At 60.8% G+C, this 11,951-nt stretch carries 12 protein-coding genes; 7 read left to right on the top strand and 5 right to left on the bottom strand.

Going from position 1 to position 11,951, the window contains the following annotated elements; genetic code table 11:
• Positions 1–57: 57 nt before the first annotated feature.
• Positions 58–1,728: a mechanosensitive ion channel family protein gene (locus tag ACTRWK_RS13795; protein ID WP_235183756.1), complete on the top strand. Its 1,671-nt coding sequence runs from the start codon at positions 58–60 to the stop codon at positions 1,726–1,728.
• A gap of 105 nt (positions 1,729–1,833) precedes the next feature.
• On the opposite strand, the gene ACTRWK_RS13800 is transcribed toward ACTRWK_RS13795, so the two are convergent.
• Entirely contained in the window at positions 1,834–2,328 is a 495-nt protein-coding gene (locus ACTRWK_RS13800; protein ID WP_005852015.1) for a ferritin-like domain-containing protein, read from the bottom strand.
• A 316-nt stretch (positions 2,329–2,644) separates the two neighbouring features.
• Here ACTRWK_RS13800 and ACTRWK_RS13805 point away from each other — a divergent pair, with 316 nt between their 5' ends.
• Genes ACTRWK_RS13805 through ACTRWK_RS13815 form a run of 3 tightly spaced genes read left to right on the top strand, consistent with a single transcriptional unit; the run spans position 2,645 to position 4,813 of the window.
• Positions 2,645–3,205: a hypothetical protein gene (locus ACTRWK_RS13805; protein WP_037943625.1), complete on the top strand. Its 561-nt coding sequence runs from the start codon at positions 2,645–2,647 to the stop codon at positions 3,203–3,205.
• Complete coding sequence (locus ACTRWK_RS13810) at positions 3,202–3,600, top strand: phage holin family protein (RefSeq protein ID WP_005852019.1); 399 nt, start codon at positions 3,202–3,204, stop codon at positions 3,598–3,600. Before ACTRWK_RS13805 ends, ACTRWK_RS13810 begins: the two co-directional genes overlap by 4 nt.
• Complete coding sequence (locus ACTRWK_RS13815; protein WP_462843957.1) at positions 3,590–4,813, top strand: DUF3618 domain-containing protein; 1,224 nt, start codon at positions 3,590–3,592, stop codon at positions 4,811–4,813. Before ACTRWK_RS13810 ends, ACTRWK_RS13815 begins: the two co-directional genes overlap by 11 nt.
• A gap of 235 nt (positions 4,814–5,048) precedes the next feature.
• Here the strand turns inward: ACTRWK_RS13815 and ACTRWK_RS13820 are convergent, their stop codons facing one another.
• From ACTRWK_RS13820 to ACTRWK_RS13835, 4 genes are read right to left on the bottom strand one after another with little or no spacing between them, the layout of a single operon-like run.
• Positions 5,049–7,259 (bottom strand): xanthine dehydrogenase family protein molybdopterin-binding subunit, encoded by a 2,211-nt coding sequence (locus ACTRWK_RS13820; protein ID WP_462843958.1) that lies wholly within the window; start codon positions 7,257–7,259, stop codon positions 5,049–5,051.
• A complete protein-coding gene (locus ACTRWK_RS13825; RefSeq protein WP_462843959.1) occupies positions 7,256–8,230 on the bottom strand; it encodes an FAD binding domain-containing protein in 975 nt (324 codons plus the stop codon). The genes ACTRWK_RS13820 and ACTRWK_RS13825 overlap by 4 nt, the downstream gene beginning before the upstream one ends.
• Complete coding sequence (locus ACTRWK_RS13830; protein WP_462843960.1) at positions 8,227–8,733, bottom strand: 2Fe-2S iron-sulfur cluster-binding protein; 507 nt, start codon at positions 8,731–8,733, stop codon at positions 8,227–8,229. The genes ACTRWK_RS13825 and ACTRWK_RS13830 overlap by 4 nt, the downstream gene beginning before the upstream one ends.
• Positions 8,734–8,788: 55 nt before the next feature.
• Entirely contained in the window at positions 8,789–9,730 is a 942-nt protein-coding gene (locus ACTRWK_RS13835) for a LysR substrate-binding domain-containing protein (RefSeq protein ID WP_184582982.1), read from the bottom strand.
• A 117-nt stretch (positions 9,731–9,847) separates the two neighbouring features.
• Between ACTRWK_RS13835 and ACTRWK_RS13840 the strand changes: the two genes are divergently transcribed.
• From ACTRWK_RS13840 to ACTRWK_RS13850, 3 genes are all read left to right on the top strand, one after another.
• Positions 9,848–10,552 carry an SDR family oxidoreductase gene (locus ACTRWK_RS13840; protein WP_289081499.1) on the top strand — a complete coding sequence of 235 codons (705 nt, stop codon included), beginning with the start codon at positions 9,848–9,850 and terminating at the stop codon, positions 10,550–10,552.
• Positions 10,542–10,790, top strand: coding sequence for a DUF6552 family protein (locus ACTRWK_RS13845; protein WP_009826291.1), 249 nt, complete (start codon positions 10,542–10,544; stop codon positions 10,788–10,790). The genes ACTRWK_RS13840 and ACTRWK_RS13845 overlap by 11 nt, the downstream gene beginning before the upstream one ends.
• 573 nt (positions 10,791–11,363) lie before the next feature.
• Positions 11,364–11,699 (top strand): hypothetical protein, encoded by a 336-nt coding sequence (locus ACTRWK_RS13850; RefSeq protein WP_051843929.1) that lies wholly within the window; start codon positions 11,364–11,366, stop codon positions 11,697–11,699.
• Positions 11,700–11,951 lie beyond the last annotated feature (252 nt).

The raw sequence follows: 11,951 nt of genomic DNA on the forward strand, positions 1-11,951 counted from the left end.
GCTCAGTCACAACACCGACATGTCACGTGATTTCGTGACGCCGGAATGGAGAGTGATTTGAGCAAACTACGATACCTCGCGGGTCTGATGGCTACCCTTTTGATCTTTGCGGCACCGCTTTGGGCGCAGGAGGAAGAGGAAGCCTGCGATACCGCCCGCTGGTATTGCGTCGAGGCATTGAACAGCGGTCTGCCCGCGGTCACGCCGGAAATCGACCGCGAAACACCCCGTGCGACGATGGAAAGCCTTGTGCGGGCCGTGCGCCGCGATGATTGGGTCGGTGCCGCGCATCTGCTTGACCTGTCCGATATCCAGCAGGATCGCCAGCAGGACGTGGGGACATCGCTGATCCGACAGCTTGAAACCGTGATCAGCCGGAAAACTGTGATCAACTGGGACAACCTGCTGGACCGGCCCGATGCGCTGGATGCGACATCCACCTCTGACAAGGCGATGGCGGGCACGCCGCGCAAATCGCTGTTGCTGTGGACGCTTGATATGGACGACTACCCCGCGTCCATCCGCCTAAACCGGATCAAGCCCGAAGGGGGCGACCCTGTCTGGGTGTTCTCGCGCCATACGGTGCAGAATATTCCGCGGCTCTACACCCGCTACGGGCCCGGTCGGCTTGAAACCATGCTGCCCGATGTGCTGACAGAAAACACGGTCGTTGATCTTGCGCTGTGGGAACTCATCGGCCTGCCGGTGCTGATCGCGCTGGCGATTTACGTGGCGCGACTGGTCTGGTTGCTGACAGGGTGGATCGCGGAGCGTGTGCCGTCGCAGCTGGCGCGGCAGATATTCCGATCGGTACGCGGGCCCGCCTGCGTGGGTGTGTCGACCCTGTTTGTGATGGTGGTCGAGGCCAAGATTTTCTCTTTCTCGGCAGAGCTTACGACAGTGTTGGTCCCGACCGCATGGCTGGGGCTGATAGGGGCGGGGTTGTGGTTTGTGGTCAATTGCGTCGAGGTTATCCTGGATCACCTGACGCAGGTCGAGGAAACCGACCTGACCCTCAAGGAAGAGGTGCACAAACGTACCACCGCAACGCGCATCTCGGCGGCGCGTCGGGTCTTTGTTGTGGCTGTCGTGCTGGTTGGCGGCGGTATATTCCTGTCGCAGACCAATGTGTTTCAGAACCTCGGGCTGACGTTGCTAGGGACGGCTGGGGCGGTCACCCTTGTCTTGGGCTTCGCCGCGCGCAGCATTTTAAGCAATATCATGTCGTCGTTGCAGATCGCCTTGAACGGATCAGCCAAGATCGGCGACCGTATCGTGTTCAACGACGCGCTATGCCACGTGGAGCGGATCCATTTCACCTATGTGCAGCTGCGCGACTGGGATGGCACGCGGCTGGTCGTGCCGGTGACCGAATTCGTCTCTACCCCGTTCAAGAACTGGACCATGCAGGAGCCGGAAATGTTGCGCATCGTTAAGATCAAACTGTCTCACACCGCAGATGTGGATGCGTTGCGCGACGCATTCGACAAGGTGATCGACGCGCTGGACGAGAAATACGTGGGCAATCGAGATGACGTATGCGTGCGGGTGGCGGGGCAGGATGTGTTGGGCAAGGACGTCTGGTTCCTCGTGCCCTGTGCCGACCCCAACACCTCTTGGGAGGCCGCCTGCGACGCGCGTGAAGGCATCATGGCAGAGATCCACAAGCTCGCCGAGAAAGAGGGGGTCGATTACTTCCCCCAAGCGACCGCGGCAGAAGCGAGCTGACGCCGCGACACGGTTCTTCGAGGTAGGCAGACATGAGAAAAGCCCCGCTGATCCAGCGGGGCTTTTGCACATTGGTTGGGGGCTAACGCCCCAACTGTCGCAAACTTAGGCTGCGGCTTTATTCACGCCACCTGTCGCGATGTCGGTCATGCGGCGGTCACCGTCATAGGTCTGATCCAGACATTCCTGCAGGATGGCACCATCTTCGTCTTTGCCCAGACGGTTGGCAAAGGCGACAAGGCAGCCGTATCCGGCCAGCGCGTAATGCACCATGCGCTGATACTGTGTGATGATCATGGCGTCGCGTACGTCGTCGTCGCCGAAATCTTCTTCCAGCGCGTGGGCCTTCGCCTCGGCCACAAGCCCTTCCATCCCTTTGCAGTGTTCACCCGTGGGCGAAATACCGTGGGCGTTGCATATCTCGGCAATCTTTTCCATGCCGTCGCTGATGCCGTTCGATCCGGCGATCAGGGCTTCGGAAAGCTCTTTATCCTTGGCGGCACGGCCTAGGGCGACGACCACATCCAGCGACTGTTTGTTCGCGCTGTACAGGTCTTGGAGTTGGTCATGGTACACGTCTTTAAGGCTGTTCATCGGCATATCGATCTCCTTTGCGATGTGATTTGTATTCCCTGACCAACGCGGCGATGCGCCAATGCGTTCCACGCTGTCTGCGTGCGCGGCGGCTTCGCGCGTGCCTTTATATGCACCCTAAAATCACACCTGTTCCGACGCGAGTTTTATCGCCCCCAACGTCGGAAGCGCGGAACGAAATTCAACTCTGACGGTTGGGTCTTCAATAACAGGAACGTGACAAAAAAGGAGAAATTGAATGCATGGAATTTTCTACCTCATCGGCCTGATCGTGGTCGTTCTCGCCGTTCTCAACCTCATCGCCTAACAAAAGGAGCGCATCATGACTGATACTAAAAATAGCAATCCTGCCGGCGCGCAGGACCTGAATGAAAAAGTAAAAGCCACCGCCGCCTCCGCTACGGATGAAGCCAAAGCGCGGGCGAAAGACGTGGCCGACACCGTTGCCTCCGATGCCGCACGCTATGCGGATGAGGCCAAAGGTGCCGCCGCGAGCGAAGTCAGAGGCGTGGCCAGCGCATTGCGCACCGCCGCCGACGAACTGCGCAGCGGGTCGCCACAAGAACGCACCTTTAGCCAGCTTGCAGACGGGCTTGCGGATGCTTCTGACTCCATGCGCGACAAGGATCTCGGCGAGATGGTCGGCGCGGTATCTGACTTTGCCAAACGCAACCCCTTCGTCTTTCTGGGCGGTGCTGCCTTGGTCGGCTTTGCCGCGACACGGTTTGCCAAAGCGTCGAACACTGGCGCACGCGGCGAACGCTATGCCTACGAGGGCCGCGAGATGGAACGCCCCGCACCTGCAGAGCGCGCGCATAACCTAGATACAGGTGATGTCGCCAGCCCCGCCGTAAACACCACACCGAAAGGGAGCACAGTATGACCACCGATCCCAATAAATCCACCGGCAGCCTGCTGAGCGATGCGCTGACCCACGTCAGTTCGCTGGTCCGCAGCGAGGTCGATCTGGCCCGTGCCGAAGTAAACGAAAATCTGAAATCTGCGGGTGCGGCCATCGGTCTGATCGTCGGCGCTGTCGTCGTTGCCCTGACCGCTTTGAACGTGCTGTCCGCGGCATTGGTTGCAGCCCTCACCGAAGCAGGCATCCCTGCGGGGTGGTCGGCCCTGATCGTCGGCGTTGCCTTTGCACTGATCGCCTATGTGATGGTCAACAAAGGGACCAATGCGCTGAAACTCAGCAGCTTGGCACCGACCCGCACCACCAAAAACGTAAAACGTGACGCGCAAGCCGTGAAGGAGGTTTACGATGACAAGTAATAACCGCAGCCCCGAAGAAATCGAACGCGAGATCGAGCGCGAGCGCGCCGGATTGACCAGCACGCTGGACGATCTGCAAGACAAGTTCTCGGTCGAAACCATCGCCCGCCAATTCTCGGATCAGTTCCGCGAACACGGGGGCGACATCGGCCGCTCTGTCACCGATGCGGTAAAGCGCAATCCGATTGCGCTGGCGCTGACCGGTGTTGGCCTCGCGTGGTTGATGGCCGGCGACAAGATGCCAGGCCGCGACCGCTATGTCTCGCGCGATGATCGCGATTATCGCGACACCCGCGGGCATGCAAACTATTACGGTGTCCGTCACGACGACCACGACCTACCGGTCAGCGCAGAACAGCATGGCGTCGTTCCCGTGGGCCAGCGTCGTGATCTGGGGCCACAGCCCGGCGATCCGTCCAAGCCATATTACTCGGGCGATGTTGCGCGGACGGGTGATGTGCCAACTTGGGCGCTTACAGAAGATGACGATCAGCCCGGTATCGCACAGCGTGCAGGCGACGCGGCATCGCGCGCCGGTGACCGTGTCTCGGGCGCGGCGTCCAGCGTAGCGGGGTCCGCCCAAAACGCGGGCTCGGCCGTGGCAGACAAAGCCAAGGGCGCAGCAGGTGCGGTATCGGATGCTGGTCATTCCGTCGCATCGGGGGCGCGCGACTTTGCATCCTCGGCCTCCGAACGCGCAGCGCAGTTGCGCCGCCGTCTGGCCGAGGGCACCGAAGACCTGTCAGAGCAAGCCCGCGAGCGCGTCATTGCCGCGCGTGAAAGCGCCGTTCGTGCCCGTGCGACAGCCGCCTCCTATAGCCGCGAAGGTCGGGATCGTGCCGTCGATATGTACGAAGAACAGCCCCTGATCGCCGGTGCGCTTGCGCTCGCCGTTGGAGCCGCCATCGGGGCCGCACTGCCCCGCAGCCGGACCGAGGACCGCTACATGGGTCAGCACAGCGACCAGTTGATGGCCGACGCTGAACGTATCTTCGCCGAAGAAAAGGCAAAGCTCGGCAAGGTTGCTCAGGCGGCCTCTGACGAGGCGAAGAAGGTGTTGCGAGAAACCAAAGAGGACGCGGACGCCGCGGCCCCGGGTGATACAGCAGCAGACGCGATTGTCGAGAAGGCCAAAGCCTCTGGCCAACGTGTTGTCGACGCTGCCGAAGCCGAGGCCGATAAACAGGGTGTCGGAGACGTCAAGAAGTCCTGATAATGCCGGTATAGCTGATAAAAGCCCGCGCTTCATCGCGCGGGCTTTTTTGTGTCTTGTTGCTGGCGGTGAGGGCGGTAGGAACCGCAGATGCCCGACGTGCTGAGATTGGCCGGTGCACAGTCCGCGGGTCGCTTTTCTTGCTGGGGCGGGTCCAGTCGTGATGCAAAAGCCCACAAAAAAAACCGGCGCAAGCTTTCGCCGCGCCGGTTGCTTTGTTTGCGGATGCAGCCGGTTACATCTCTGGAAGGCCCGACAGGATCTTGTCCATCGTCGCGGGCAGGTCACGCACCCGCACACCGCAGGCGTCGTAGATCGCATTGATGATGGATGCGCCTGCGCCGCAGATACCCAGCTCTCCGATGCCTTTGGCCTGCATGGGGTTCGCCCAAGGGTCACGTTCCTGCACGAAGTTCACGGTCAGCTGTGGCACATCAAGGTTTACCGGCACGTGGTATTCAGCCAGATCGTTGTTCACCAGATGGCCGTCGCGTTTGTCAAACATTAGCTCTTCGGTCAGCGCCATGCCGATGCCAAAGGTCATGCCGCCCAGACATTGCGAGCGCGCAGTCTTGGCGTTCAGGATGCGACCGGCGGCGAAGCTGCCGTGCATCCGGCGCACGCGCGTCTCGCCGGTGACGCTGTTCACGCCAACCTCGGCAAAGAAAGCACCGAAGGTGGCTTGGCGGCGGTCGGTCTGGGTGTCACCCTTCTTGATCGTGCCCTTGACCGTGAGCGGGCCATCCTTCGTGAATTCCGGCAGATCGGCGCGACGGTTGTTGGCGGTGGCGACACCATCTTGCAGGGTCAGGTCGCGTTCCTCTACGCCCATAGCCTCGGCGATCTTTTTGCGCAGGGCTTCGCAGGCGACAAAAACCGACCCGCCCGAGGACGCAGCACCCCAGCTGCCACCGGATCCGGCGGCTTTGGGCAGGCTGCTGTCGCCCAAACGCACCGTCACACGGTCCGAAGGCACGCCCAGCATTTCGCCCGCAATCTGGGTGAGGATCGCATAGGTGCCCGTGCCGATGTCGGTCATATCGGTTTCAACCAGCAGGCTACCGTCCTGATTCAGCGTCACGCGGGCGTGGCTTTCGCCAAGCATATTGACGCGAGTGGCAGAGGCCATGCCGTAGCCGATCAGCCATTCACCGTCCGTCTTGCCGACCTCGCGGCTGTCCCAGCCAAAGGTCTTGGCCCCATCATCCAACGCCTCGGCCAATTTGTGGGACGAGAATGCGCGCCCGTCTGACGGGTCGACATCCGGAATGTTGCGTTTGCGCAATTCGACAGGGTCGATGCCACTTGCGACCGCCAGTTCGTCCATCGCGATTTCAAGCGCGGTGATCCCGACCGCTTCCCCCGGCGCGCGGACAGAGCCTGCACACATGCGGTTGATCCGCTTGATGTGCATCCCGATCTCGCGGTTCTCACCACGGTAAAGAAATGGCGTGGCCTGGGCTACCGGCTCTGCAAAGCTTTCGTCCATCAGTTGCGACACGGTGGAATCGTGCCCGATGCCGGTCATGCGCCCGTCTGCATCCGCGGCGAGCTTGATGTGCTGCACGGTCTCGGATCGACGCATTGTGGCTTCTAGCACCTGCTGCCGCGTCAATACGACAGCCACCGGTGCCCCCAGCTCGCGCGCGGCGAGCGCCGCGGCCACGGCTTCGTGGCTGATCCCCAGTTTGGAGCCGAAGCCACCCCCCACGAACGGGGCCAGAATATGGACATTCTCTGGGTCGATCCCAAGGGCGTCGGCCAGTTCATTCACATTGTATTTGAGCATCTGGTACGACCCGCGCAGGGTCAGCTTGTCGCCGTCCCATTGCGCGATCGCGGCGTGGGGTTCCATCGCCGACGAGCTATGCCCGCCTGTGCGATAGGTTTCGTCCACGGTATAGGCGGCTTGCGACAGGGCGGCGTCCAGATCACCTTGGGACGATTGCTTTTCCTTCGGTGTCTCGATCTCTGCCGTTTCCAGGTCGGTGACCGCATCGTCGGGCGTGATCTGAAGCTCGACCATATGGGCCGCGTGGCGGGCCTGCTCGAACGTATCGGCGACCACCAAACCCACGGGCTGACCGACATAGGAAATCTTGCCGTCCGGCTGCACCGGCGCTTCGTTCGCGGTGCCTTGTGCGGGATTGCGCAGGAAGGTCTTACCGTGGAACACGCCGCGCACCCCATCCAGCTTGCCGATCGCCTCGGCGTTCAGGCCGGTGACCTGACCGCCCGCGACAGGGGCGCGCACCAAAACGCCGGTCAACATGCCCGTGGGCTGATCCTCATGCGCATAGGTGGCCCGGCCTGATACTTTCAGCGGGCCGTCAGGGCGGTCCATGCCGGTGTGGATCAACCCCTGAACCGTGGCATCCAGCCGGTTGCGGTCATCGGGTTCATCCATCGTCAGTTCGGCGGTCGAAATATTGCTACCGTCGGTCATTGCTGTACCCCCGTGAGTTCCTTGAGTGTGGCGATAAGCGTGCGTCGGGCCAGCGGCACCTTGAACGCATTGCCTTCTTTCGGTGCGGCCTCCGTGACCAGAATATCAGCGGCTTTGCCAAACACCTCGCGCGAGGGGTCGTGCCCGATCAACGCGTCCTCGACCGCCGGATCGCGCCAAGGCATTGAGCCGATACCGCCGCAGGCAATTGCGGCTTGGGTGATCTTGCCATCCGTCACCTTGATCCGCGCCGCGACCGATACCATCGCAAAGGCGTAGGACGCGCGGTCGCGTACCTTGCGGTAGGTCTGGCGACCCTCGGCGGGGGCGGGGAGGATCACGGCGGTGATCAACTCTCCCGGTTGCAAGACGGTTTCGACGGCGGGGTCGGTGGGGATCAGATAAAAGTCGGACAGCGGCACAGTGCGGGTCACACCATCGGTGGTCTCGATCTCGACCTCGGCCCCTAACATCTGCATGGCCACCGCCATATCGCTGGGGTGGCTGGCGATACATTTGTCGGTCACACCAAGGATCGCGTGCAGACGGTTCGCCCCCTCCATCGCACCACAGCCTGAGCCGGGGTCGCGCTTGTTACAGGGCTGATCGGTGTCGTAGAAATAGTAGCAGCGGGTACGTTGCAGCAGGTTGCCACCCGTGGTCGCCTTGTTGCGCAGCTGGCCGGACGCGCCCGCCAGCAGGGCGGCGGAGAGTGCGGCATAATCCGACCGTACCGTCATATCCGCCGCCAGATCAGAATTGGTGACCAAAGCACCGATGCGCAGCCCGCCGTCGCGGGTTGGGGTGATTTGTTTGAGGTCCAAACGCGAGATATCGACCAGCCGGTCGGGGGTCATCACCTCTAGCTTCATAAGGTCCAGTAGATTGGTGCCCCCGGCGATGATCGTGGCATCTGGGGTGCCGGTGACATCGCTATTGGCGCCGGCGCGGACGTAATTGAACTGTTTCATGACTGCCCCTTCGCCGTTTCGCGGATCGCATCGACAATGTTGGGGTAGGCGGCGCAGCGACAGATATTGCCGGACATCCGCTCTGATATCTCGCCGTCGGTCAGCTCGGGCGAGGCGGTCAGGCTGCCGGATACGTTAGAAGGCCAGCCGGCTTTGAACTCTTCGAGCATGGCGGTGGCTGAGCAGATCTGACCCGGTGTGCAATAGCCGCACTGGAAACCGTCGTGTTTGACAAAGTTCTGCTGCATGTCGGACAGGTTGCGTTCGTCGCCCAGACCCTCGATCGTGGTGATCTCGTCGCCGTCGTGCATACAGGCGAGCGTCAGGCAGGAATTGATGCGGCGGCCGTTGACCATGACGGTGCAGGCGCCGCATTGGCCGTGGTCGCAGCCCTTTTTGGTGCCGGTGAGGTTCAGGTGATTGCGCAGCGCATCCAGCAGCGACGTGCGGGTGTCGGCGTCAAGACTATGGTCTTCGCCGTTAACGGTCAGTGTCGTCTTCATGAGAAGGGGGCCCTTTGTCTTGTGACATCTATGAAGAAGAACCCCCGCCAGCGGGTCAGGGTTCCGCTATGGGAAGGTTGCTTTCGTCGTTTGGAGTTAGGGCGGCCTCTGCCACGTCGTCGCGGGCGCGGCCCAGTAGCCAGTCGCGGACATGGGCGGCACCGCTTGGGGAGCCTTGCCGTGGGGACAAAAGGTAAAACCCGCTACCACCGCTCAATGCGCCTTCGATCGGTTGCACCAGCCGTTTCGCACGCAGATCACGCTGGACAAGAAACCGGTTGGCAAGGGCGATCCCCTGACCGGCAAGCGCCGCATCAAGGCTAAGCGTCGTTTGGTTGAACCGCAGACCGCGCGCCGTCGGGAGATCGCGCCCAAACACCGTTTTGATGAACTGCGGCCAAAGATCGTGCGTGTCATGCAGCAGTGTCGCCTCCGCGATACCTGCCGCGTCCATCGGCGTGTTCAGCGCTTCTGCCAAATGGGGGGCGCAGACGGCGACGATCTGCTGCTCGAACAACAGATCAGCGCGCAGGCTCGCCCCGAATGGCGGATTGCCCTGCCGCACGGCAAGGTCGATCCCATCCGCGTGAAAGCTGGACACTCTTTCGGTCGCGGTGATGCGCAGATCAATGCCGGGGTGGGCTTGGGTAAACGCTGCCAGTCGGGGGATCAGCCATTTCGACGCAAAGGTGGGGGTGACACTGATCGTGACGTGGGACGGCGCGGTGCGCAGCGCATCTGTTGCATCGGCCATTTGATCGAAGGCGCGGGCAATCGCGATGTGATAGGCGCGCCCCTCTTCGGTAAAGGCCAGCCCGCGCGGCTCTCTGAGAAAGAGACGCAGGTTCAGATGGTCTTCGAGCCCGCGCACCTGTTGGGCCACGGCACCTTGGGTCACGCCCAATTCATCAGCTGCGGCGCGAAAGGTAAGATGGCGGCCCGCAGCTGCAAAGGCGCGCAGCCCGTTCAGAGGGGGGAGGTCGTTCGAGGTCGGCACAGTAGAAATCCTATCGTCATGCAGCAGTATGTCTGGCTGGTCGAAGCGTTGCAAAGTGCTTACCTGCGTTGAAGCAGACGCGATAGCGCTGTCTAACACATATAGGAGGCAAACGTCATGAGTGTAGAAAAAGTAGCGTTAATCACAGCGGGCGGCAGCGGCATGGGGGCAGGGGCTGCCAAAAAGCTTGCCGCCGATGGGTTCAAGGTCGCGATCCTGTCGTCCTCTGGCAAAGGCGAAGCACTGGCCAAAGAGCTTGGCGGCTTCGGTGTCACCGGCACCAACCAGTCGGTTGATGATCTGGCGCAATTGGTCGATGGCGCTATGGAACGATGGGGGCGCGTGGATGTGCTGGTGAACTCGGCCGGTCACGGACCCAAGGGCGACATCTTGGAGATGACGGATGACGACTGGCATCAGGGCATGGACGTGTACCTGATGAACGTGATCCGCCCCACGCGACTGGTGACCCCGATCATGGCAGCACAGGGCGGCGGCGCGATCATCAACATCTCTACCTTCGCGGCGTTCGAGCCCGACCCGCTATTCCCCACATCAGGGATTTTCCGCGCGGGGCTTGCAGGGTTCGCCAAGCTTTACGCCGATCAATACGCAGACATGAACATCCGCATGAACAATGTCTTGCCGGGGTTCATCGACAGCCTGCCCGAAACAGACGACCGCCGCGCGCGCATCCCCATGGGCCGGTATGGCACCGAGGCAGAGGTCTCCTCCCTCATCGGGTGGTTGGCGTCCGACCAAGGCGGCTATGTCACCGGTCAGAACTGGCGCATCGACGGAGGGCTGACCCGTGCCGTCTGATCTGATCGCCTTGCGCAGCAGCACCCGACTTGCGTTCTGGATCAAATGGGCCGCATCGATCGTGCAGATCCTCGGCTACGCCGCAACGGGATTCGGCTGGACGCCGTGGAACCTCTATCTGTTCATCGTCGGCGTCATCGGTTGGTTCATCGTGGGCACCCTGTGGAATGACAGGGCGATCATGCTGATCCACCTTGTCGCACTGGGATCGATGATGGTTGGCATGGCCAGCCAATAGCGCGTTTGGCATCGCCCCTGCTGGCCGCATCGCCACCTGAGTATGTGAGGCCGTTGGGGCCATGCCAGCTACACAGACTTCAGAACCCTTCCCAAGGGTTCTTTATGCTGCCGCTCGGCCACCTTGGGTGGCTGGGCACGGCAGCGAATTCGAGGGGGGGCGGGTGCCCCTGATCTCTTTCGGGTGGTTTACCGCGACCAATGCCTATCTCCGGCAGCTCTCATCACCTCTGTCTCCAGTCGAGAACCAAGATTAGCCTGCTTGAGTATCGATCACGCTGGGGCGGAAACGGGGGCAAGGCGAAGGGAGTGAGGCTGGCGAATGCCAGCCTCCAACGGACAGAGACTTTCAGACAGGCGATCTGAGCGCGCAGCGCGAAGAGCTAGAGCAACTTAAAAAACCGTCCTAACCCCATTAAACGCACGTGCGAATTAGCTTCCTCTGGTGTTGCTACCAAATACAAGAGTGATCCACGGAAGTTCGTGTCTAGCGAGTTGGTTGGTGGTAGATTCAATTCATGCTTGTATGAGGGAAATGGCTATGCCTTTCTTCGTTAATGCAAAGGAGGCATTTATGAAAAACATGATTTTAACTGCTGTTACGCTAGTGACATTGGCTGGATGTGTTGCACCTGCGGCGTCGCCAATGGAAGCCGCTGCCAGAAGAGCCGCTGGGGCGGAGATAGTTGCTAGACAATGCGCGGGGTATGCTGGGGGATACTCAAGTGTGAAGACATTGCGAGAGGACGCTAGCAAGAATGTTGCTACTGCACGAAATCTCGGAGCAACGGACGCCGTAATCGCAAAAGCGCGTAACGATATGCAGACCGGATTCAATACAATGGTCGCATTTACCACCCCGCAAGAAGCCTGCAACAAGCTGATCGGTGAGCTCGCGTGGGTGGGATAATGACAACGCGTCATTTATTTAGGTGAAACAATAGAGCTCCGCCGCTGCTACTCAACTGTGGCGGAGCTACCCCTAACATGGGTGAAGTGTTCGCAAAAGGAATCGCAAAGTCGAATTTCTATGACGGCCAGATAATGGACCGGCATCGCTACTTGTCACGGGCTGTGATGTCACAAACTGCTACGAAAACCTGCTACGATCCCAGTCGCGGTGGCATTCGGAAGTGTTTGAATTATCTGAAAAAGGTGGTGT

Source organism: Sulfitobacter sp. G5_S2_6_S6, assembly GCF_054968505.1.

Coding starts and splice junctions, on each gene's coding strand:
- ACTRWK_RS13800 (WP_005852015.1), bottom strand. CDS start 2,328: ATGCCGATGAACAGCCTTAAAGACGTGTACCATGACCAACTCCAAGAC.
- ACTRWK_RS13805 (WP_037943625.1), top strand. CDS start 2,645: ATGACTGATACTAAAAATAGCAATCCTGCCGGCGCGCAGGACCTGAAT.
- ACTRWK_RS13810 (WP_005852019.1), top strand. CDS start 3,202: ATGACCACCGATCCCAATAAATCCACCGGCAGCCTGCTGAGCGATGCG.
- ACTRWK_RS13815 (WP_462843957.1), top strand. CDS start 3,590: ATGACAAGTAATAACCGCAGCCCCGAAGAAATCGAACGCGAGATCGAG.
- ACTRWK_RS13820 (WP_462843958.1), bottom strand. CDS start 7,259: ATGACCGACGGTAGCAATATTTCGACCGCCGAACTGACGATGGATGAA.
- ACTRWK_RS13825 (WP_462843959.1), bottom strand. CDS start 8,230: ATGAAACAGTTCAATTACGTCCGCGCCGGCGCCAATAGCGATGTCACC.
- ACTRWK_RS13830 (WP_462843960.1), bottom strand. CDS start 8,733: ATGAAGACGACACTGACCGTTAACGGCGAAGACCATAGTCTTGACGCC.
- ACTRWK_RS13840 (WP_289081499.1), top strand. CDS start 9,848: ATGAGTGTAGAAAAAGTAGCGTTAATCACAGCGGGCGGCAGCGGCATG.
- ACTRWK_RS13850 (WP_051843929.1), top strand. CDS start 11,364: ATGAAAAACATGATTTTAACTGCTGTTACGCTAGTGACATTGGCTGGA.